The organism is Hydrogenophaga intermedia (genome assembly GCF_023715105.1).
Classification (GTDB): domain Bacteria; phylum Pseudomonadota; class Gammaproteobacteria; order Burkholderiales; family Burkholderiaceae_C; genus Hydrogenophaga; species Hydrogenophaga intermedia_A.
The window spans coordinates 207767-228872 of record NZ_JAMBNO010000003.1 but is presented as its reverse complement, the minus strand read 5'-3'; the positions used below and the strand labels follow the sequence as shown (position 1 = coordinate 228872).

At 66.6% G+C, this 21106-nt stretch carries 27 protein-coding genes; 17 read left to right on the top strand and 10 right to left on the bottom strand.

Annotated features, from left to right (window positions below; genetic code table 11):
* Positions 1-3: 3 nt before the first annotated feature.
* From M3149_RS04440 to M3149_RS04415, 6 genes are all read right to left on the bottom strand, one after another.
* Positions 4-861 carry a DMT family transporter gene (locus M3149_RS04440; RefSeq protein WP_251708126.1) on the bottom strand — a complete coding sequence of 286 codons (858 nt, stop codon included), beginning with the start codon at positions 859-861 and terminating at the stop codon, positions 4-6.
* Between the two features lie 70 nt (positions 862-931).
* Positions 932-1615, bottom strand: coding sequence for a helix-turn-helix domain-containing protein (locus M3149_RS04435; protein WP_251708125.1), 684 nt, complete (start codon positions 1613-1615; stop codon positions 932-934).
* Positions 1616-1622: 7 nt separating this feature from the next.
* Positions 1623-2582 (bottom strand): lipoyl synthase, encoded by a 960-nt coding sequence (gene lipA, locus M3149_RS04430; protein ID WP_251708124.1) that lies wholly within the window; start codon positions 2580-2582, stop codon positions 1623-1625.
* Positions 2583-2597: 15 nt separating this feature from the next.
* A complete protein-coding gene (lipB, locus tag M3149_RS04425) occupies positions 2598-3290 on the bottom strand; it encodes a lipoyl(octanoyl) transferase LipB (RefSeq protein ID WP_251708123.1) in 693 nt (230 codons plus the stop codon).
* Positions 3291-3295: 5 nt separating this feature from the next.
* Entirely contained in the window at positions 3296-3580 is a 285-nt protein-coding gene (locus tag M3149_RS04420; protein WP_251708122.1) for an HP0495 family protein, read from the bottom strand.
* A gap of 7 nt (positions 3581-3587) precedes the next feature.
* Complete coding sequence (locus M3149_RS04415; RefSeq protein ID WP_251708121.1) at positions 3588-4466, bottom strand: D-amino acid aminotransferase; 879 nt, start codon at positions 4464-4466, stop codon at positions 3588-3590.
* 150 nt (positions 4467-4616) lie between these two features.
* Between M3149_RS04415 and M3149_RS04410 the strand changes: the two genes are divergently transcribed.
* The 10 genes from M3149_RS04410 (at position 4617) to M3149_RS04365 (ending at position 12583) form a co-directional block, all read left to right on the top strand.
* Positions 4617-5123, top strand: a complete 507-nt coding sequence (locus M3149_RS04410; RefSeq protein ID WP_251708120.1) for an ATP synthase subunit I — start codon at positions 4617-4619, stop codon at positions 5121-5123.
* Between the two features lie 24 nt (positions 5124-5147).
* Complete coding sequence (atpB, locus tag M3149_RS04405; protein ID WP_251708119.1) at positions 5148-6014, top strand: F0F1 ATP synthase subunit A; 867 nt, start codon at positions 5148-5150, stop codon at positions 6012-6014.
* A 77-nt stretch (positions 6015-6091) separates the two neighbouring features.
* Entirely contained in the window at positions 6092-6337 is a 246-nt protein-coding gene (gene atpE, locus M3149_RS04400; RefSeq protein ID WP_009519254.1) for a F0F1 ATP synthase subunit C, read from the top strand.
* Positions 6338-6463: 126 nt separating this feature from the next.
* A complete protein-coding gene (locus M3149_RS04395) occupies positions 6464-6934 on the top strand; it encodes a F0F1 ATP synthase subunit B (RefSeq protein ID WP_251708118.1) in 471 nt (156 codons plus the stop codon).
* A gap of 22 nt (positions 6935-6956) precedes the next feature.
* The gene (locus tag M3149_RS04390) at positions 6957-7487 is read left to right on the top strand and encodes a F0F1 ATP synthase subunit delta (RefSeq protein WP_251708117.1); all 531 of its coding nucleotides are present in this window, start codon (positions 6957-6959) and stop codon (positions 7485-7487) included.
* Positions 7488-7549: 62 nt separating this feature from the next.
* Positions 7550-9106: a F0F1 ATP synthase subunit alpha gene (gene atpA / locus M3149_RS04385; protein ID WP_251708116.1), complete on the top strand. Its 1557-nt coding sequence runs from the start codon at positions 7550-7552 to the stop codon at positions 9104-9106.
* Positions 9107-9133: 27 nt separating this feature from the next.
* On the top strand, positions 9134-10000 hold the full coding sequence (gene atpG / locus M3149_RS04380) for a F0F1 ATP synthase subunit gamma (protein ID WP_251708115.1): 867 nt from the start codon (positions 9134-9136) through the stop codon (positions 9998-10000).
* 44 nt (positions 10001-10044) lie between these two features.
* Positions 10045-11454 (top strand): F0F1 ATP synthase subunit beta, encoded by a 1410-nt coding sequence (gene atpD / locus M3149_RS04375; protein ID WP_251708114.1) that lies wholly within the window; start codon positions 10045-10047, stop codon positions 11452-11454.
* A gap of 23 nt (positions 11455-11477) precedes the next feature.
* Positions 11478-11894 (top strand): F0F1 ATP synthase subunit epsilon, encoded by a 417-nt coding sequence (locus M3149_RS04370; protein WP_251708113.1) that lies wholly within the window; start codon positions 11478-11480, stop codon positions 11892-11894.
* A gap of 116 nt (positions 11895-12010) precedes the next feature.
* A complete protein-coding gene (locus tag M3149_RS04365) occupies positions 12011-12583 on the top strand; it encodes a cyclic nucleotide-binding domain-containing protein (protein ID WP_251708112.1) in 573 nt (190 codons plus the stop codon).
* A gap of 6 nt (positions 12584-12589) precedes the next feature.
* On the opposite strand, the gene M3149_RS04360 is transcribed toward M3149_RS04365, so the two are convergent.
* From M3149_RS04360 to M3149_RS04350, 3 genes are read right to left on the bottom strand one after another with little or no spacing between them, the layout of a single operon-like run.
* Positions 12590-13117 carry a TPM domain-containing protein gene (locus M3149_RS04360; RefSeq protein WP_251708111.1) on the bottom strand — a complete coding sequence of 176 codons (528 nt, stop codon included), beginning with the start codon at positions 13115-13117 and terminating at the stop codon, positions 12590-12592.
* A gap of 10 nt (positions 13118-13127) precedes the next feature.
* A complete protein-coding gene (locus M3149_RS04355) occupies positions 13128-14039 on the bottom strand; it encodes a TPM domain-containing protein (protein ID WP_251708110.1) in 912 nt (303 codons plus the stop codon).
* A complete protein-coding gene (locus M3149_RS04350) occupies positions 14036-14635 on the bottom strand; it encodes a LemA family protein (protein ID WP_251708109.1) in 600 nt (199 codons plus the stop codon). Before M3149_RS04350 ends, M3149_RS04355 begins: the two co-directional genes overlap by 4 nt.
* A 75-nt stretch (positions 14636-14710) precedes the next feature.
* On the opposite strand from M3149_RS04350, the gene M3149_RS04345 reads away from it, so the two are divergent.
* Genes M3149_RS04345 through M3149_RS04335 form a run of 3 tightly spaced genes read left to right on the top strand, consistent with a single transcriptional unit; the run spans position 14711 to position 16706 of the window.
* Positions 14711-15148, top strand: a complete 438-nt coding sequence (locus M3149_RS04345; RefSeq protein ID WP_251708108.1) for a YybH family protein — start codon at positions 14711-14713, stop codon at positions 15146-15148.
* Positions 15145-16158, top strand: a complete 1014-nt coding sequence (locus M3149_RS04340; protein ID WP_251708107.1) for a YheT family hydrolase — start codon at positions 15145-15147, stop codon at positions 16156-16158. Before M3149_RS04345 ends, M3149_RS04340 begins: the two co-directional genes overlap by 4 nt.
* 14 nt (positions 16159-16172) lie before the next feature.
* Complete coding sequence (locus M3149_RS04335; protein ID WP_251708106.1) at positions 16173-16706, top strand: DUF2946 family protein; 534 nt, start codon at positions 16173-16175, stop codon at positions 16704-16706.
* 27 nt (positions 16707-16733) lie between these two features.
* Here M3149_RS04335 and M3149_RS04330 read toward each other — a convergent pair whose 3' ends face one another.
* Complete coding sequence (locus M3149_RS04330) at positions 16734-17597, bottom strand: c-type cytochrome (protein WP_251708105.1); 864 nt, start codon at positions 17595-17597, stop codon at positions 16734-16736.
* Between the two features lie 331 nt (positions 17598-17928).
* On the opposite strand from M3149_RS04330, the gene M3149_RS23155 reads away from it, so the two are divergent.
* The 4 genes from M3149_RS23155 to M3149_RS04315 all read left to right on the top strand — a co-directional run bounded on the left by M3149_RS23155 (position 17929) and on the right by M3149_RS04315 (position 20874).
* The gene (locus tag M3149_RS23155) at positions 17929-19254 is read left to right on the top strand and encodes a tyrosine-type recombinase/integrase (protein WP_251708104.1); all 1326 of its coding nucleotides are present in this window, start codon (positions 17929-17931) and stop codon (positions 19252-19254) included.
* 89 nt (positions 19255-19343) lie between these two features.
* Positions 19344-20042, top strand: a complete 699-nt coding sequence (locus M3149_RS04320) for a hypothetical protein (RefSeq protein WP_251708103.1) — start codon at positions 19344-19346, stop codon at positions 20040-20042.
* Between the two features lie 3 nt (positions 20043-20045).
* Complete coding sequence (locus tag M3149_RS23150) at positions 20046-20249, top strand: helix-turn-helix transcriptional regulator (protein ID WP_353056800.1); 204 nt, start codon at positions 20046-20048, stop codon at positions 20247-20249.
* A 223-nt stretch (positions 20250-20472) separates the two neighbouring features.
* On the top strand, positions 20473-20874 hold the full coding sequence (locus M3149_RS04315; protein WP_251708102.1) for a hypothetical protein: 402 nt from the start codon (positions 20473-20475) through the stop codon (positions 20872-20874).
* Positions 20875-21106 lie beyond the last annotated feature (232 nt).

The window sequence follows — 21106 nt, the reverse complement described above, 5'->3', positions numbered from 1 at the left end:
GCGTCAGCGGGCGCGCACCTGACCCTTGCTGCGTGTCGCCACCACGGCTGCGCCCACGATCATCGCAGCCGCCAGCAGCACCGACAGGCTCGGTCGTTCACCCCTAAGCGCCAGCAGCGTGAGCGTGGACAGCAGCGGCGTGAGAAAACTCAGCACGCCGATCTGGCGTGCATCGCCACGCTTGAGCGCCGCGTCCCAGAGGAAGAAGGCACCGCCCAGCGGACCCAGACCCAGAGCCGCGATGAGTGCGATGTCGCGCAGGCTCAGGGCCACGGTGGGTTCGAGCAGTGCATGGCACAGCAATGAAAGCGCCCCCGACACCGCGGCGAAGCTGCCGATGGCGGCGGTGGGAAACGCCGCCACGCGTTTCGTGAGCAGCGAGTAGCTGGCCCAGATGAAGGCCGAGCCCAGCGCGGGCAGGTAGCCCCAGGCCCAAGTGGCTTCAGTCCCTTGCGAAGCGCCAAGGATGGCGAGCGCCGCCCCCGCGAAGCCCACCAACGCGGCCGCGATGTGGCGCGGCGCCAGGCGCACCCCGGGCAGAAACAGCGGCGCCAGCACCACGATACCGAGCGGCCAGAGGTAGTTGACCAGGTTGGCTTGCACCGGCGGCGCATGGCGCAGCGCGATGAAGAGCAGGAAGTGAAAACCGAACAGGCCGTACACACCCAGCGCCAGTGTGCTGGCGGGCACGCGCCAGCGGCGCCAGTCGAAGCGCGAAAGCGGCAGCGCGATCAGGCTGCCCACCAGCAGCCCCAGGCCGGTGAGCAGGAAGGGCGGCACGTGGGCCAGCGACACGCCCAGCGCGGCAAGCGAGGCCCACAACGCGATGGCACCCAGGGCGTACAGGTTGGCGGCGTTCATTTGCCGATCATCGCCCGGCACGTCGTCGCGCAACGCGGGTGTGTCGTCGCGTGGCGCGGAGCAATTGCGCTTAGCGGGCGCGGCGGCGCAGTGCGGCCGTGAGCGCCGACGGCGAGCGATAGCCGCTCAGCCGCGCGGCCTCGGCCACGCTCGCGCCTCGGGCGCGCAGGGCTTCGGCCTGGTCGAGTTGCAGGTTGCGCAGCCACTGCTGCGTGCTCTGGCCCTGCTCGTTGCGACAGCGCGCCGCGAACTGCGCCGGGCTCAGGTGCACGCGCGAGGCAAGGTCCGCCACCTCGATGTCGGCCTGGGCCCAGCGCGAGCGCGCCCAGTCAGCCAATGCCGACCAGTCGATCGGACGACGCGGGCGTGGGCTTGGCACCGGTGTGCTCGGCGCCCAACTCTCCAGCAACAAGACCGGACCGAGCGTTTGCGCGCGAGGCAGGGAACGGGTGCAAGCCTCGGCCAGATAGCGCGCGAGTGCCTGCGTTGCCTGTGTGGGGGTCCGGTTCACGCGCGCCCAGCCTGCGGCGCGGCTGTCGAGCACCAGGCAGCGCGCCCCGGTGCGCGATTCGAAGTCGTGACGCTCGCCCGGTGGCACCACGCAGCCATCGCCGGCGGCGATGCGCTGCCCGCGGCCGGCCACCTCGAGTTCGAGCACGCCTTCCAGGCCGACCAGGACCTGGAAATGGTCGTGGTCGTGGCTGCCGTGCGAGGCGCCGTAGGCCCGCACGCTCAGATGGTCGTGCGCGCCCATGCCCATGTCATTTGGCCAGCGCTTCCAGCACCCCGTGCGCCTGCTGGTCGGCGTGGTAGCTGCTGCGCACCATGGCGCCCACGGCGGCGTGGGTGAAACCCATCTCGTAGGCCTTGGTCTCGAACATCTTGAAGGTGTCGGGGTGCACGTAGCGGCGCACCGGCAGGTGATGGCCGCTCGGTGAGAGGTACTGCCCGATGGTGAGCATGTCGATGCCGTGCGCGCGCATGTCCTGCATCACCTGCAGGATCTCATCGTCCGTCTCCCCCAGGCCGACCATGAGCCCGCTCTTGGTGGGCACGTGCGGGAACAGCGCCTTGAACTTCTTGAGCAGGTTCAGGCTGAAGGCGTAGTCGGAGCCCGGGCGCGCTTCCTTGTAAAGGCGCGGCACGGTTTCCAGGTTGTGGTTCATCACGTCGGGCGGCGCGGCCTTGAGGATCTCCAGCGCGCGGTCGTCGCGGCCACGGAAGTCGGGCACCAGCACCTCGATGGTGGTCTCGGGCGAAAGCGCACGCGTCTGGCGGATGCACTCCACGAAGTGGCCCGCGCCGCCGTCGCGCAGGTCGTCGCGGTCCACGCTGGTGATCACCACGTACTTGAGCTTGAGCTGCGCGATCGTCTTGGCGAGGTTGACCGGCTCGTCCGCATCGAGCGGATCGGGGCGGCCGTGGCCCACGTCGCAGAAAGGGCAGCGGCGCGTGCACTTGTCGCCCATGATCATGAAGGTCGCCGTGCCCTTGCCGAAGCACTCGCCGATGTTGGGGCAGCTGGCTTCCTCGCACACCGTGACGAGCTTGTTGGCGCGCAGGATGTCCTTGATCTCGTAGAAGCGCGTGGTCGGGCTGCCCGCCTTGACGCGGATCCACGCCGGCTTCTTGAGCGTCTCGGCCGGCACGACCTTGATCGGGATGCGTGCGGTCTTGGCCTGGCTTTTCTGCTTGGCGGTGGGGTCGTAAGGGGTGCTCATGGCGGCGGCAGGGAATCAGGGTGCGAGCGTGGCGACGAGCTTCTGGCTCAGCACCTGCGCCGCTTCGTCCCAGTGGGTGGGGATACCGATTGTAGAAAGATCGACCGTGCGCAACCCCGCGTAGCCACAGGGGTTGATGCGCGAGAAGGGTTGCAGGTCCATGGCCACGTTGAGAGCCACGCCGTGGTAGGTGCAGTGGCGGCTGACCTTGATGCCCAGGGCGGCGATCTTGCCCAGACCGGTGAACACGGGGTCGGGTGCCGGGCTGCCGGGTTCGCGCCGCGCCGGCGCCTGGGGCAGGCGGGCGTGGGAATGCGGGTCGTCCAGCCGCACGTAGATGCCCGGGGCGCCTGCCACACGGTGGCCGGTGACACCGAAATGGTCGAGCGTGCGAATGACGGCCTCCTCGATGCGGTAGACGTACTCCTTGACGAAGTAACCCGCGCGTTGCAAATCGATGAGCGGGTAGGCCACCACCTGCCCCGGGCCGTGGTACGTGACCTGCCCGCCGCGGTTGGTGGCCACAACCGGGATGTCTCCCGGCGCCAGCAGATGGTCCTGGCGGCCGGCCAGGCCCTGCGTGAACACCGGCGGGTGTTCGCAGACCCAGAGTTCGTCGGGGGTGGTCGCGTCGCGCGCGGCGGTGAAGGCCTGCATGGCCTCGTAGGTGGGTCGGTAGTCGACCCGGCCGAGCGCGCGCAGTTGCATGACGCTCAGAGCACGACCTTGACCATCGGGTGCGAGGTCAGTGTCCGGTAGACCTCGTCGAGCTGCTCACGGCTGGTCACGCGCACCGAAACCGTCAGGCCCATGTAGTTGCCGGCCTTGCTCGGGCGTTGCTCCACGGTGCTGGCGTCGAAGTCCGGGTCGAAGTTGAGCACGATGCGCACGATGGCCTCGGCAAAGCCCTCGACGTTGGCGCCCATCACCTTGATCGGAAAGTGAGTCGGGTACGTGATGAGCGATTGCTCGGGTGGGATATCGCGTGGTGTTTCCATGGCGCCCTCAGATCGATTGCGCGGCAATGGCGCGCTGGTAGGCGGCGTACAGCCGGGCGTACACGGGGCCGGGCCGGCCGTCGCCGATCGGTTGGCCATCCAGCGTGGTGACGGGCAGCACCTCCTTGGTGGCCGAGGACAGCAGCAATTCGTCGGCGGCGAACACGGCCTCGCGTGAAACGCGCTGCAAGGCAAAGGGAATCCCCTCCTCGCGGCAGATCGACTCGATCAGCCCGTAGCGGATGCCTTCGAGGACCAGGTGGTCCCGCGGTGGTCCCATCACGGTGCCATCCTTCACGACCCAGACATTGCTGGCCGCGGCCTCGCTCAATACACCGTCACGAAACATCACGGTTTCGACCGCACCGACGTCGGCGCTGATCTGGCGTGCAAACACCGAGCCCAGCAGGCTGGTGCTCTTGATGTGCGCCTTGCGCCAGCGGAAATCGTCGGCCGTCACGCAGGCCACCCCGCGTGCGCGCTGCTCGGCGCTGGCGAGCTTCATTTCGCTGGCCATCACGAACACGGTTGGCCGCAGGCCCGTCGGCATGACGTGGTCGCGCAGCGCCACACCGCGTGTGACCTGCAGGTAAATGAGCTGGTTGGGCACACCCGCAGCCTGGCGGTCCGCAATGAGCCGCCGGGCGATCGCCAGCCATTCGTCGCGTGTGTGCGGGTTCGCAATGCGCAACTCGCGCAGCGAGCGGTCGAGACGATCCATGTGCTCGCCAAAGCGGAAGATGCGCCCACCGTAGGCCGGCAGGACCTCGTAGACCCCGTCGCCGAAGATGAACCCTCGGTCGAGCACGCTGATGCGCGCGTCTTTCAGCGGGCCGTAATCCCCGTCCAGAAAACACAGGGCATCGGGCAGGAAGTCGGAGGTCATGGCGGAATTATCGGGCCGGGGGTATAAGAGGGCGTCGCCTGTCCTGGCGCGTTGACGAGGCGCTGGGGTTTCTACGTATAATGGGCGGCTTTGCGACCCGGACCCGCCTGTCATTTGTCTGTCTAAAGACCGTTTCCTGCGATGTCGACCATGCTGCAAGCCAAGCCGACACCGCTGAGCGACGATGACATCGAAGATGGGGCGCAAGAACCCGAATTCAAGCCGCTGACGCGCGAACAGGCGCAGCAGTGGCGCGCCGGCCAGCCAGAGCTATCGCCCTGGCGGCTGGTGGGGGTGCAGTGGCTCGTCGGGCTGCTGGCCGCGATGGTCGCCGGGCTGCTCGTGCAGTCGGTGTCTGTGGCGGCCTCGGTCTTCTACGGTGCGGCAGCGGTGGCGCTTCCTTCGGCCCTGATGGCCTACGGATTGACCTCCAGCGCCTTGTCCCGGCTGTTGTCGGGCTTTGCGCAAGCTGCTTTTGCCGGCTTCCTGTTCTGGGAGGGCGTCAAGGTTCTGCTCTCGGTGGCCATGCTGGCCGCCGCGGTGTGGGTCCTGCCTGAGCCGAACTGGGTCGCGCTGCTGGTCGGGCTGGTGTTGGTTCTCAAGGTCTACTGGTTCGGATTTTTCATCCAGGCCCGCAGACCGGTTGCAAACGGTTGACGCTCCGCGCATTGGTGCACACAAATGGCTGCTGAAGGCACTCTGACCCCCGGCGAATACATCCGCCACCACTTGGTCCACCTGACGAACAAGAAGCAGGAGTCGATCGTCGACTTCGGCGTGATCAACGTCGATTCGGTCGTGGTCAGCAGCTTGCTGGGCCTGCTCATGTGCGTCGTGTTCTGGCTGTGCGCGCGCAAGGCCACGGCGGGCGTGCCCGGGCGCTTCCAGGCCGCCGTCGAAATCCTGGTCGAGATGGTGGACAACCAGGCCAAGGCCGTGATCCACAACGCCACCAGTCGCAAGCTCATCGCCCCGATGGCTCTTGCCGTGTTCGTCTGGATCTTCCTGATGAACTTCATGGACATGATTCCCGTGGACCTGCTGCCGAGCATCTGGCATGCCGCCGGGCCGGCCATGGGTTTCAAGGACTACCTGCGTGTGGTCCCCACCGCCGATCTGTCCACCACGCTGGGTCTTTCCTTCTCGGTTCTGGTGCTCTGCCTGTTCTACAACATCAAGATCAAGGGCCTGGGCGGCTGGACACACGAATTGGTGACCGCACCTTTTGGCACCAGCAAGAACCCCATCTGGGCGCTGCTGCTGGGCGTGGTCAACTTCCTGATGCAAATGATCGAGTTCGTGGCGAAGACGGTTTCGCACGGCATGCGGTTGTTTGGCAACATGTTCGCGGGTGAGCTGGTGTTCATGCTGATTGCGCTGCTGGGTGCTTATGCCGCCCTCTCGCTCGGTGGTGGACTCTTCTTCGTCGGACACCTGATCGCCGGCACGATCTGGACGCTGTTCCACATTCTGGTCATCGTCCTGCAGGCGTTCATCTTCATGATGCTGGCCCTCATCTATCTGGGGCAGGCGCATGACGCTCACTGACGCGACCGTCCTGGACGCGCTCGGGTAATTTCGCTTCCTTTCTTTCTCAACAAACTTCCATCTCAACAGGAGTCATCATGGAAAACGTTCTGGGTCTCGTCGCGCTGGCTTGCGGCCTCATCGTCGGTCTGGGTGCCATCGGCGCTTCCATCGGCATCGCGCTGATGGGCGGCAAGTTCCTCGAGTCCTCGGCCCGTCAGCCCGAGCTGATGAACGACCTGCAGACCAAGATGTTCATTCTGGCCGGCCTGATCGACGCCGCCTTCCTGATCGGCGTGGCCATTGCCCTGCTGTTCGCCTTCGCCAACCCGTTCACCCTGTAAATCGGTTGGTCGGCCCCGCGCGGGCGCGGCCATCGCGGTGAGCGGGCGTCACGTCCGCCGCCGCCGGGGCCCGTCCGCCGCGTAGCCGGTGTGTTTTTCCCTTAGTCCACACAGAAAGGCGTTGCGATGAATATCAATGCAACCCTCTTTGCGCAGGCGATCGTCTTTGCGATCCTGATCTGGTTCACGATGAAGTTCATCTGGCCACCGATCGCCAAGGCGCTCGACGAGCGCGCGCTGAAGATCTCCGAAGGCCTGGCTGCGTCCGAGAAAGCCAAGACCGAACTGGCCGCGGCCAACAAGCGCGTCGAGGAAGAGCTGGGCAAGTCGCGCAACGAGTCTGCCACCCGACTGGCCGATGCCGAGCGCCGCGCCCAGGCCATCATCGAAGAGGCCAAGGCCCGCGCCAGCGAGGAGGCTGCCAAGATCGTGGCCGCCGCGCGTCAGGAAGCGGATCAGCAGGTCATCAAGGCCCGCGAAAGCCTGCGCGAGCAGGTGGCCGCACTGGCGGTCAAGGGTGCCGAGCAGATCCTGCGCAAGGAAGTCAACGCCGGCGTTCACGCCGACCTGCTCAACCGCCTCAAGACCGAGCTCTGATCGAGCCACAGGAACGATCAACATGGCCGAAATCGCCACCATTGCCCGCCCGTACGCGGAAGCGCTGTTCAAGGCGTGCGGTCAGGACGCCGCTGGTACGGCGGCCTGGCTCGATGCGCTGGCCGCTGTGGCGGCCGATGCCCAGCTCCAGCAGTTCGCCGACAGCCCCAAGGTTTCTGCCCAGCAGGTATTCGACCTGATCGCCGGCGTGCTCAAGACCCCCTTGCCGACCGCCGGGCAGAACTTCCTGCGCACGGTCATCGACAATGGCCGTCTGGCCGCTTTGCCCGAGATCGCCGCCCAGTTCCGTGCGCTCAAGAACGCCCGCCTGGGCACGTCCGACGCCACGGTCTACAGCGCCTTTGCCATCGAGCCCGCAGCGCTGGCCGACCTCTCGGCGGTGCTTGAGAAACGCTTTGCCCGCAAGCTCAACCTGCAGGTCGAGTTGCAGCCCGATCTGATCGGTGGCATCCGCGTGGTGGTCGGCGACGAGGTGCTGGACACCTCCGTCAAGGCCCGCCTGGAACAGATGAAGGTGGCCCTCACGGCCTGACAAGGCTTCAAGGTTCCGCCCCGCCCGTGCCGCATACCCATTAACGAAAGAAGGAAAGAGTCATGCAACTCAATCCCGCTGAAATCTCCGAACTGATCAAGTCGCGCATCGAGGGTCTGGCCGCCAGCGCCGACGTGCGCAACCAGGGCACCGTGGTGTCGGTCACCGACGGCATCGTGCGCGTGCACGGTCTGTCCGACGTCATGCAGGGCGAAATGCTGGAGTTCCCGGCCAACAAGGACGGCGTGCCTTCCTTCGGTCTGGCACTCAACCTCGAGCGCGACTCCGTCGGCGCGGTGGTGCTGGGCGAGTACGAGCACATCTCTGAGGGCGATACCGTCAAGTGCACGGGCCGCATCCTGGAAGTGCCCGTGGGCCCTGAACTGATCGGCCGCGTGGTCAACGCCCTGGGCCAACCCATCGACGGCAAGGGCCCGGTGAACGCCAAGCTCACCGACGTGATCGAGAAGGTCGCCCCGGGCGTGATCGCGCGCCAGTCGGTGGACCAGCCGGTGCAGACCGGCCTGAAGTCGATCGACTCGATGGTGCCCGTCGGCCGTGGCCAGCGCGAGCTGATCATCGGCGACCGCCAGACCGGCAAGACCGCGGTGGCGATCGACGCGATCATCAACCAGAAGGGTCAGAACATGACCTGCATCTACGTCGCCATCGGCCAGAAGGCGTCGTCGATCAAGAACGTGGTGCGTGCCCTGGAGCAGGCCGGCGCGATGGAATACACCATCGTCGTCGCCGCCTCGGCCTCCGAATCGGCCGCCATGCAGTATCTCTCGGCCTACTCGGGCTGCACGATGGGCGAGTACTTCCGCGATCGTGGCCAGGACGCGCTGATCGTGTACGACGACCTGTCCAAGCAGGCTGTCGCCTACCGTCAGGTGTCGCTGCTGCTGCGCCGCCCGCCGGGCCGCGAAGCCTACCCCGGCGACGTGTTCTACCTGCACAGCCGTCTGCTCGAGCGCGCCGCCCGCGTGAACGCCGACTACGTCGAAGCCTTCACCAAGGGTGAAGTCAAGGGCAAGACCGGTTCGCTGACCGCGCTGCCCATCATCGAAACGCAGGCCGGCGACGTGTCCGCCTTCGTGCCGACCAACGTGATCTCGATCACCGACGGCCAGATCTTCCTGGAAACCAACCTGTTCAACGCCGGCATCCGTCCCGCCATCAACGCGGGTATCTCGGTGTCGCGCGTGGGTGGTGCGGCCCAGACCAAGCTGATCAAGAGCCTGTCCGGCGGTATCCGTACCGACCTGGCGCAGTACCGCGAACTCGCGGCCTTCGCGCAGTTCGCCTCCGACCTCGACGAAGCCACCCGCAAGCAGCTCGATCGCGGCGCCCGCGTGACCGAACTGCTCAAGCAGGCGCAGTACAGCCCGCAGCCTATCAGCCTGATGGCCGCTTCGCTGTTCGCGGTGAACAAGGGCTTCCTGGACGATGTGGAAGTCAAGAAGGTGCTGGCCTTCGAGTCGGCGCTGCACGCCCACCTGAAGGACAAGCACGCCGCGCTGCTGAGCAAGCTGCAGAACGACAAGGCGATGGACAAGGACGCCGAAGCGCAGCTCACGGCCGCCATCACCGAGTTCAAGAAGACCGGCACGTACTGATCGCCCCAGGGCCAACCAGGAGCAGCGATGGCAGCAGGCAAGGAAATCCGCGGCAAGATCAAATCGGTGGAAAACACCAAGAAGATCACCAAGGCCATGGAGATGGTCGCCGCCTCCAAGATGCGCAAGGCGCAGGACCGCATGCGTGCGGCCCGGCCTTACGCCGAGAAGGTGCGTCAGATCACGGGCAACCTGAGCAAGGCGAACCCGGAGTACACGCACCCCTTCATGGAGACGAACGACGCCAAGACCGCTGGTTTCGTCGTCGTCACCACCGACAAGGGCCTGTGTGGCGGCCTCAACACCAACGTGTTGCGCGCCGTCACCAACGAGCTCAAGGCGCTGCAGGCCGCGGGCCAGAGCGCCGAGGTCGTGGCCATCGGCAACAAGGGCCTCGGTTTCATGAACCGCATTGGCGCCAAGGTGGTTTCTCACGTCACCGGGCTCGGTGACACGCCCCACCTCGAGAAGCTGATCGGCCCCGTGAAGGTGCTGCTCGATGCTTACACCGAAGGACGCATCAAGAGCGTGCACGTGGTCTACACCCGTTTCATCAACACGATGAAGCAAGAGGCCGTGGTGCAGCAACTGCTGCCCCTGAACGCCGAGACGCTGCAGGACGGCGCTGGTGGCCGCGACTGGGACTACATCTACGAACCCGACGCGCCCACCGTCATCGACGAACTGCTGCTGCGCTACATCGAGGCGCAGGTGTACCAGGCCGTTGCCGAGAACATGGCGTCCGAGCAGTCGGCGCGCATGGTGGCCATGAAGGCTGCGACCGACAACGCGGGCAACGTGATCAGCGAGCTCAAGCTCGTCTACAACAAGACCCGTCAGGCCGGCATCACCAAAGAGCTGTCCGAGATCGTCGCCGGCGCCGCCGCCGTGTAAGGCCCGCGCCCCTCCGAATCCAGAGAAAACAGAAGGTAAACATCATGTCTCAAGTGCAAGGCAAGATCGTCCAGTGCATCGGCGCCGTCGTGGACGTGGAATTCCCGCGCGACCAGATGCCCCGCGTGTACGACGCGCTGAAGATGGAGGGCTCGGCCCTCACGCTGGAAGTCCAGCAGCAGCTCGGTGACGGCGTGGTGCGCACCATCGCCCTGGGCTCCTCCGACGGCCTGCGCCGCGGCATGCTGGTGAGCAACACCAACGCCCCCATCACCGTGCCCGTGGGCAAGGCCACGCTGGGCCGCATCATGGACGTGCTGGGCAACCCCATCGACGAGCGCGGCCCGGTCGATCAGGCGCTGACCGCGTCGATTCACCGCAAGGCCCCGGCTTACGACGAGCTGTCCCCCTCGCAGGAACTGCTGGAGACCGGCATCAAGGTGATCGACCTCGTGTGCCCGTTCGCCAAGGGCGGCAAGGTGGGCTTGTTCGGTGGTGCCGGCGTGGGCAAGACCGTGAACATGATGGAGCTCATCAACAACATCGCCAAGGCGCACTCGGGTCTGTCCGTGTTCGCTGGCGTGGGTGAGCGTACCCGCGAGGGCAACGACTTCTATCACGAGATGGCCGACTCCGGCGTCGTGAAGCTGGACAACCTGGCCGAATCGAAAGTGGCGATGGTGTACGGCCAGATGAACGAGCCCCCGGGCAACCGCCTGCGCGTGGCGCTGACCGGCCTGACCATCGCCGAGTCGTTCCGCGACGAAGGCCGTGACGTGCTGTTCTTCGTGGATAACATCTACCGCTACACGCTGGCCGGCACCGAAGTGTCCGCCCTGCTGGGCCGCATGCCTTCCGCCGTGGGCTACCAGCCGACGCTGGCCGAGGAAATGGGCCGTCTGCAGGAGCGCATCACCTCCACCAAGGTGGGCTCGATCACCTCGATCCAGGCCGTGTACGTGCCGGCAGACGACCTGACCGACCCGTCGCCCGCCACCACCTTCGCCCACCTGGACTCCACCGTGGTGCTTTCGCGCGACATCGCCGCGCTGGGCATCTACCCCGCCGTGGACCCGCTGGACTCCACCAGCCGCCAGCTCGACCCGCTGGTCGTGGGCGAGGAGCACTACACCACCGCCCGCGCCGTGCAGGGCACGCTGCAGCGCTACAAGGAACTGCGCGACATCATCGCCATCCTGGGCATGGACGAACTGGCACCCGAGGACAAGCTGGCCGTGGCCCGTGCCCGCAAGATCCAGCGTTTCCTGAGCCAGCCGTTCCACGTGGCCGAGGTGTTCACCGGCTCGCCCGGCAAGTACGTGCCGCTGGCCGAGACCATCCGCGGCTTCAAGATGATCACCGCCGGTGAATGCGATCACCTGCCCGAGCAGGCCTTCTACATGGTCGGCACGATCGACGAGGCCTTCGAGAAGGCCAAGAAGCTGGCGGCCTGAGCGGCACTGCCTGAGGAACTGACATGAGCACCATCCACGTCGACGTGGTCAGCGCCGAGGAGTCCATCTTCTCGGGCGAGGCCAGATTCGTCGCCCTGCCGGGCGAGGCGGGTGAGCTCGGCATCCTGCCCGGCCACATCCCGCTGATCACCCGCATCAAGCCGGGCGCGGTGCGCATCGAGAAGGCCGACGGTGGCGAGGAGTTCGTCTTCGTGGCCGGCGGCATCCTCGAGGTGCAGCCCGATGCCATCACCGTGTTGTCCGACACCGCCATCCGCGGCAAGGACCTGGACGAGGCCAAGGCCTCCGAAGCACGCAAGCAGGCCGAGGAAGCCGTGAAGAACGCGAAGAGCGATGTGGACCTGGCCAAGGCCACGTCCGAACTCGCCGTCATGGCTGCGCAGATTGCGGCGCTGCGCAAGTACCGCCAGAAGAAGTGATTGCCCCCGATCACCCAGCAAAAGACCGGCGCCCTGCCGGTCTTTTTTTTGTCCCACCGGCTGGTCAGTGCGATAGCCCGCCACTATGATGAATCTCGCCCCAACCGCCGAGCCCCATGTCATCGCTTTTCGACAGCCCTGAACTTGCACCCGAAGAGGTGGCCGCCCGGCTGCTGGTAACCCCGACCGCGCTTGCCGATCTCACCATCGCCGATGCGATGAAGGTGGTCGGCTACATGCGGCCCAAGCTGATCAAGGCCGGCACCGTGATCATTCACGAGGGTGAGGTCAAGAGCAACGACTACATGCTGTTGCTGCTCGAGGGCGATATCGCGGTCGAAAGCGAGCTGCCGGGTCTGCACGAAAGCATGGTGGTCAACATCATGGGCCCCGGCCACATGATCGGCGAGATGGGCGTGCTCGACGGCGCGCCGCGTTCGGCCACCTGCACCGCCAACACCGACATCGCCGCTGCCGTGCTCTCGCGCACCGCGCTCATGCGGCTCATGCGAGAAGATCCGCGTCTGGGTTCGCGCCTGCTGCTGGCGATCTCGAAACGGCTCGCAGACCGCCTGCGCGAAACCACCCGCAAGCTCAAGACCTTCGCGCAGATGAACAAGGCCCTGCAGCAGGAACTGCAGGTGGTGATGAACAACCGCACCGGCGTCAACACGCGCGGGCGCGGCTGACAGCGTTCACACGCGCATCACCTCGTCGGGCTGTTCGTTGTGCGCCGGTGCGTCATCGCCGGCGGGGCAGTGCGCCACCAGCAGTGCCGACACCTCCTCCAGCGCCTGCGTGAGGCCGTCCTCGAACGCGCCTGTGCGCAGACGGGTACCCAGGCGGTCCACGATGGCCTGCCAGGTGCCGGGCGCCACCTGGCGCGCCAGCCCGCGGTCGGCCACGAACTCGATCGCGTGCTCGGCCAGCAGCAGGTAGATGAGCACGCCGTTGTTGTGTTCGGTGTCCCACAACCGCAGCCGGCCGAACCACGCGAGCGCGCGCTCACGAACCACGACCGGAAGCGCCGGATCGTCGCGCACCCGCAGCACGTAGCTGCTCGGCAGGGACGCTTCGATCAGCAGCCGCACCTCGCCCGTGTGGCGGGCCTCGCTCGCACGCACGCGCGCCGCGAGGCGCCCGGCCATGTCGTCGGGCACGGCGCGCAAGCTGTCGCTGCGATCCATCCAGCGGTGTTTGAGCAAGCGAAGCCAGCGGTTCATGTCTGTTGCCTCACCAACCGCCAGAGGCGCCACCGCCGCCGAAGTTGCCACCGCCACCAGAGCGAAAGCCCCCGCCACCACCGAAGCCTCCCCGCCCACCACCCCAGCCCCCGCCGTGGCCCCAGCCACCCTGGCCGCGGCCACCGCGTGCCGACGGCAGGCTGCCGGTGGGCACGAAGCGCGCCAGCACCGCCACCAGCGCACCGAGGGCGGCAGCGCCAGCCGCGATCCACACCACCGACGTGATGAACCACGCGAGCGCACCCGCCGCAGCACCGGTCAGCGGCACGGCCAGGCGGCGACCGAAGGCATTGCGCATGAAGCCGGCCAGCATCGGCACGGCGAACAGCAGAAACACCAGCGCATCGGGCCAGTCGGTGCCCGCGTGGTTCGAGCTGCCTGCGTCCCCCTGCCCGGGCAGGGGCAGCGCCTCCCCGCGCACGGCGGCCTCGATGCTCGCGAGCCCGGCCTGGATGCCACCCGCCCAGTCATCCCGGCGGAAGGCCGGCGCCACGGCCTGATCCAGGATGCGGCGCGCCAGCAGGTCCGGGATCGCGCCTTCGAGCGCCTTGGCCGGTGCAATGCGCATGCGTCGGTCGTCCTTGGCGATCACGAACAGCAACCCATCGCCCACGTCGCGTCGGCCGATCTTCCAGGCATCGCCCAGGCGCTGGGTGTAGTCGGCGATGTCCTCGGGCGCGGTGGTGGCCACCATCAACACCACGATCTGCGTGCCCTGGGACTGCTCGAAGGCGGCCAGCCGGGCCTCGATGCCTTGCAGGGCGGCGGCGTCCAGCGTGCCGGTGAGGTCCATCGCCCGCGCACGCAACTCGGGCACGGGCTGCAGCGCCTGTGCCACGGCGAGCGATACCCAGGCCAGCCACAGCAGGCCGGCCAGCAGGGCCGCCCGCGTCCGACTCATGGTTTCTGCGTGCCGAAGTCCACCTTGGGCGGGGCGCTGATGGTGGCCTCGTCGGCCACGCTGAAGTTGGCCTTGGGCGAGTAGCCGAACACCATGGCGGTGAGGTTGGTGGGGAAGCTGCGCGCCAGCACGTTGTAAGCCTGCACCGCCTGGATATAGCGGTTGCGTGCCACGGCGATGCGGTTCTCGGTGCCTTCAAGTTGCACGCGCAGATCGGAAAAGCCCTGGTTGGCCTTGAGATTGGGGTATTGCTCGACCACCACCATCAGGCGGCTGAGCGCGCTGCCCAGCTCACCCTGGGCGGCCTGGAATTTCTGCAGGGCCGCCGGGTCGTTGAGCAGCTCGGGCGTGGCCTGGATCGAGGTGGCCCGCGCGCGGGCGTTCACCACCGCCTCCAGCGTGCCGCGCTCGAAGTTGGCCTCGCCTTGTACGGTGGCCACGATGTTGGGGATCAGGTCGGCGCGGCGCTGGTACTGGTTGAGCACCTCGGCCCAGGCCGAGCGGCTTTCCTCGTCCAGGCGCTGGAAGTCGTTGTAGCCGCAGCCGCCGAGCAGGGCAGCGGTGCTGACGAGCAGGAGCAGGAGGAAGCGGCGCATGTGGTTCTCCCCGGCAATGGCAGCGAATGACGGGCACTATACCCCCGGGCCGTGGCGCGACGGCACAATCCAGCCATGCCCAAGCCCAAACTTCCGCCCGGCACGCCCGACGACACGGAGGCAGCTTTCTACGAGGCCTTGCAGCACGGCGACATCGATCGCCTGATGGCTTGCTGGGCCGACGAAGACGATATCGTCTGCGTTCACCCCGGCGGCCCGCGCTTGATCGGCCACGAGGCCATCCGCACCACTTTCGAAGCCATGTTCGCCAACGGCAGCGTGATGGCGGCGCCCGAAAAACTGCACCGTCACGACGACGGACACTGCGCCGTGCACAGCGTGGTCGAGCGTGTGGCCGTCCTCACCGACGATGGTCCGCAGCACGCCTTCGTGGTGGCCACCAACGTGTACGTGAAGACGCCGCGGGGCTGGCGCATGGTGGCGCACCACGCCAGTCCGGGCTCGCGCGTCGAGCCGCCCGAGATTGCCGCGACCAGGCCTGTCCTGCATTGAAGCCCGAGCCCACCACCGCCGATCTGCAGACCTACCGCGCACCGTGGTGGCTGCCCGGCGGCAACGCGCAGACCATCTGGCCGGCACTCTGGGCGCGGCGCCACTTCGGCCCTGCGCCCGTGTGGCGCCGCGAGCGCTGGACCACGCCCGACGACGACTTCATCGACGTCGACCGCGCCGTGCTCGACAGCCACCCGCAGGCGCCCTTGCTGGTGCTCTTCCACGGCCTCGAGGGCAGCTCCAGCAGCCAGTACGCGGTGGCTTTTGCCGACTTCGCTGCCGCTCAGGGTCTGGCCTTTGCCGTGCCGCACTTTCGCGGCTGCTCGGGCGAGCTCAACCGCGCACCGCGGGCGTACCACTCGGGCGACTTCGAGGAAATCCACTGGATCCTGCGCCGCTTCGCCGAGGCCGACCCACAGCGCCCCTTGATCGCCGTGGGCATCTCGCTCGGCGGCAACGCGCTGCTGCGCTGGGCGGGCGAGATGGGCCAGTCTGCCGACGCCACCGTGCGCGCCGTGGCCGCGGTGTGCTCGCCGCTGGACCTGGCCGCTGGCGGCCACGCCATCGGGCGCGGCTTCAACCGGCAGGTCTACACGCGCATGTTCCTCGACAGCATGAAACCCAAGGCGTTGAGGAAGCTTGCGCAGCATCCGGGGCTGTTCGACGGTGAAGCGCTGCGCGCCGCGCGCGACCTGTACCAGTTCGACAACCTGTTCACCGCCCCGCTGCACGGCTTTCGCGACACCGAGGACTACTGGGCGCGCGCGTCGGCCAAGCCGCACCTCGCGCGCATTCGCGTGCCTGCGCTGGCGCTCAATGCGCTCAACGACCCCTTCGTTCCCGCCTACTCCCTTCCGCGCGCGGGTGAGGTCGGTGCGCACGTCACGCTATGGCAGCCCGTGCACGGCGGGCATGTGGGCTTTCCCGCGTCGCTGGGTGCGCTCGGCCTGCCTGGCCATGTGCGCGCCATGCCCGAGGCCGTGGGACACTGGCTGCTGTCGCACACCTGAGCCTTCCCCCATCCATGGACGAGATCGTCAAGGCCGCCCTGGCCAAATGGCCCAACGTGCCGCATTGCCATGGTTGGCTCGGCCTGGACGCGCGCGGCCAGTGGTACATGCGCGATGACCGCACACAGGCCGCGGGCCCGTTCCCCCGCAGCAAGGGCTCGCTGCTGCAGCACGACAAGCTCATCGCCTTCATCCACCGCAACTACCTGGCCGACGAGCACGGCCAGTGGTTCTTCCAGAACGGGCCGCAGCGTGTCTACGTGGAGCTCGAATGCACGCCGTACGTGTGGCGGCTGCAACCGGACGGCGCGGTGCTGGCGCACACCGGCGATGCGGCGCACGTGCGATCGAGCTTCATTGACGAGGCGGGGCGCCTGTACCTGCTCACCGACCTGGGCTTTGGCCTGGTGCACAGCGCCGACATGCTGGACGCTGCCGGGCGCGTGGAATCGGGCGAGTGGGTGCCAGCGGCCGTGCTTGCGGCCGACCTGCCGCAGCAGCACGCTTACGTGCAAAGCCCCGCGGCCATGAAAAAAGCCGGTCGATGACCGGCTTTCTGGCTTGGGTGGCCGCGGTTACTTCGCGGTGTCCAGCAGGTACTGCACTGCCGCCTTGATCTCGGCATCGGAGGCGCTCATCGCGCCACCCTTCGGTGGCATCGCGCCCTTGCCCTTGATCACGCTCGCGGTGAGCGCGTCCACGCCCAGCGCAGCGCGCGGTGCCCAGGCGGCCTTGTCGCCCGTCTTGGGGGCGCCGGCCACGCCAGCGGCGTGGCACACGGTGCAGGCTTGCTTGTACAGCGCCTCGCCATTCACGGCAGCCACGGGCGTGGCAGCCGGGGCAGGTGCTGCGGCAGCAGGAGCAGCAGGTGCGGGTGCCGCCGCCGGGGCGGCTGCCATCACCGGTGCGGGTGCGGCTGCGGCGGGCGCAGCGGCTTCGGCAGGGGCAGCTTGCTGGGGTTCCTCGAACTTCGCGCCAGCGGCGTTGGCCATGTAGACCACCGCGCGGCCGATCTCGGCGTCGCGGTAGGCCCCGCCGCCCTGGGCGCCCATGGCGCCCTTGCCCTTGAGCGCCGAGTTCAACAGCGCTTCGTAGCCGGTGGCAATGCGTGCAGCCCAGGCACCAGCGTCGCCCGTCTTGGGCGCACCGGCCAGGCCGGCGTCGTGGCAGGCAGCGCACTGCGCCTTGTACACGTCGGCACCCGCGGCCAGCGGGCGGTTGGCGTCGCGAATCTCGACGACACCGATCTTCTGGATGCGTTGCGCCGTTGCCAGCTCGCTGTCGACCGCACCCGCGGCAGGCTTGTTGCCCGACGTGACGAAGTAGACCAGGCCGATGATGACGAAGACGGGCACCACGAACGCGAAAAAGGACGTCCACAGCAACTGGGCGGGCGTCTTGATGGGGCCGGTGTGGGAATCGTGCGCGTGGTCGCTCATGGGGTCCTCAAGGGGTGACAGGCGGGCCAGTCAGTGCCTGATCGGGCCTTGCGGCAAGGCCCTGCTGGCAGTGGCGGACAGCCTGCGATTATAGCCAGCGCCCCCTGGCCGCCCGGCCGATCCCGAGCGCACCGGTAGAATGCACGCTTCAGCGCGGCTGTAGCTCAGTGGATAGAGTATTGGCCTCCGAAGATCATCTTCGAGGCAAAAACAACCAGTGCTGGCTTGGCACGCAGCGTGAGTGAGCGCTTCGGGCTCGCCAATTTGGTCCAAATCGCGGACCGAAGGCTAAACCCTCCTGGATAGACCTGACTCCACCACAGGAGTCACAGTGTCTGCCATCGAAATCCCCGGGCTTGACGTCCAAGAGCGTAGTCCCGGCTCGTACCGCGTCCGCGTTCGCGTCCATCCCTTTTTCGCACTGACCGCGACGACTGCAACCGAACTGGAGGCCGTGCAGTGGGGTTGCCGCGAACTTGGCCGCCTCCAGAACCTGCACGAGCGCCTGCGAGTTGAAGGCCGCTTGCCCGCCGTTCCTCTCACGCGCTCGAAGGCCGAGGAACTTGGGCTCGCCGAGCTCATTGCAGGCGCGTCTGGCAACGCAGATGCGCCACCGTCCGCCCCGCCGGGATCGGCGGTCCTTGTCTCCGAGATCTTGGACACCTACATGGAAAACGAAGGGCGGGAACTCAGTCCCGGATATTTCAGCCGGGCGAAGCGACTCCGGAGTTACTTCGGGGCCATGACGCTGGCCGAAGTCACGGGCGCTGCCATCAAGCGGTATATCGAAGCGAGGCTACAGGGCGAGCTGGGGCTTGGCCGTTCACGCTTCGCGGCCTACGCCACCAAGAATCGCGAGTACCAGCGGAACAGGAGGAGGCGCCAACGCGGGATTCCCATCGTGCCCCGCCGCCTGTCACAGGACCTGCCGAATCCCGGGTCGGTGCGCCACGAGCTCAAGCTGTTGCGGCAAGCGGTGAAGGCCTACGCGGTGCGCTCGGATGCCATACGCGAACGCATCGGCACATACGTGATGACGCATCCCATCGTCACGTGCGCGCTGCCAAACGCGGGCGAGCCGCGCAAGCGCCGCATCAGTGACGACGAGCTCACGCGCATCCTGAAGAAGATGAAGTGTCCGCGCAAGCGCGCTGCCATCCTGCTCGGCATCTACACGTCGCTTCGTCGCAGTGAAGTCGTGTCGCTGCGCGGTGAAGACATCGACTGGGCGGAGCGGGTGGTGCGCCTGCGGCCGCCGATGGAGCCGGATCCCGAGCGGCCGGGCCAACTACGCAAGAAACGCAAGACAAAGACGGTGGAGCGCGACGTCCCGCTGGTGCCCGAAGCGCTCGACCTGCTGGAGACGCTTGCCCCGCCCGCGCAGGGACGGATTTTCCAGTTCGCGGCAACGTCTCTCACGCAAGCCTTCGGCCGCGCCGCGGAAGCTGCCGGTGTGCGGAACGTGCGCGTGCATGACGGGCGGCGAGAGGCTCTTTCCTGGCTGCATGACGTCCATGGTCTCACCCTCGAGCAGCTGACGCTCTTCTCGGGGCACACAGAAGTGAAGACCTTGCAGAAACACTACTTCCAACCCAGCGCGGCCAAGCTCGCAGCGGCCTTGGCCGGGAAGGCGCCGGCGCGAAACATTCGTGTTTGAGCGCCGGCGATCCGCCAGGACGGAAGGCTAAACACATCACCTAGACGCGTGGAGGACAAGCCGTCCTCGCCAACAATCTAGGAGATGTCATGTCTGACTACAGCTTTCCAAACAAGGACGATTCCTTCCACACCCGTGTGACCTACACGGTCGCCGCAGAGTTCATCTACCGGCTCGATGAGTACCTTGAGGATGAACATGAGTGGAGCTCCGCGGACGGCTCCGTCCCCGCGGAGAGCCTCTTCGCAGCCATGGAGTGTGCAGAAGCGGCCGTGGGGATGCTTCATGACCTGGAGTGCGCGTGGACAGACCCCACCGTCCCAGGCTGGGGGCAGTTCGTCATCAATCCAGAAGCCCTGTCCACGATGCGCGAGGATGCAGCGAGCATCGTCAATGGCGCAGCAGAAGCGGTGAACGGCATCGCGCAGGCGCTCGCGCCTGCGCCTACCTCCGCCAGTCCAAAGAAGGCGAGGTTGCTCGCTGTGCTAGGCAACGAGTTCTTCGCGCGGTTCCATGCATTGTGCGACTGGGTGATTGGAGACGCCCAGTCCAACGTCGAGAGTTGGAAGGTGCAGATGGTCCGCGGCTGTATTGATGCAGCGATGGGAATGTTGCATGAACTCAAAGAGGCCACGTGGGCGGAAGGCGGCGAAGTGCCCGCACGGGCCATCATCCCGCTGCACGACCATGTCATCAGTGACCGGCTCGAATATGCCGGCACTGCCGCCGTGCGGCTGATGGGGGAGGTCTACCAGGCTGTGGCCGAAGCAGTGATGCAAGAGCCCTGAGGCATGCGCACCACCGAATCTCAAACGGCCATGTATCTCACTGCACCGGAAGTCGCCGGCCTTCTTCGCATCAGCCTTCGCAGTTTGTACACGTATGTCCGCGAACATCGCGTTCCCGCACCAATCTGGCTTGGTGGGAAGCGGCTCTGGCCCGCTCAGTCCGTCCACGACGCCTTGGGTGCAGCAAGTCGTCGCAGACGCCGTTGATGCGGAGAGGGGTGCCTCGAGCACCTCCGTCGTTTTGCGGGATTGCTGGCCATGCGTGTTCTTGAGGCGCCTTGCGCGGCTAGAGAAACTACAGCAGGCAACCACAGCCGCCTAAGTACTTGCAGGCCAGCCACTCTCGCCCCGCACATTGACGTAAGCAGGTCGGCGACAGGGGACACACGGAATCGGGTGCGCACGCCGTGCATCTGGGGGCCAACGCCGCTTGAATGGCAAGAATGTGCTCCCTGTGCTTCACGACCCGACCAAGGACGGATGCTTAAGGATTGAGCACCAAGGCTGCGAGCGAGGCGTGGCGCTTCGCTGGCCGGTTTCACGCGCACTTGTCAACAGCTTTATCCACCGTTATCGTGATCAAGATTCGTGTGCAGGTATCGTTTGGCCAGATTGTCGCGATGCCGCTCCTCATCAGTGCGTGTCGATGCCGACGCTGGGCCTTACGAAGGTGCGCTACCGCGGCCTTATCACGGAAAATCTGCTGTTCATGGTCGCGCTGGCCGAGTTCTGCATGATTCGCGGTCAGCTCTGGTGCCCGCGCAGGGATGGGCGTCCGCAGGGAGCTCGTCTGGTGCACGGGCAGATACAGCGTGATGACCCGGAAGGCTAAGACTCTGACCTACAGCAATCCAGGTGCAACGGCCTGCAGGCCGCACGTTCGGAGCTGCGACTGCCGCAGCAACTTGCCAAGCTCGATAGGTTCAACCTGCTGATCTCGGACGACCTGAGGGATGTGCGGCACGATCAAGCCGAGGCGCCGTTGTGTTTGGGCTGATCCGGTTTTCGATCTGCGCCACCAGTCCGACGCACTCGCCACGGGAGTCGCCCATCCCCAGGATGCC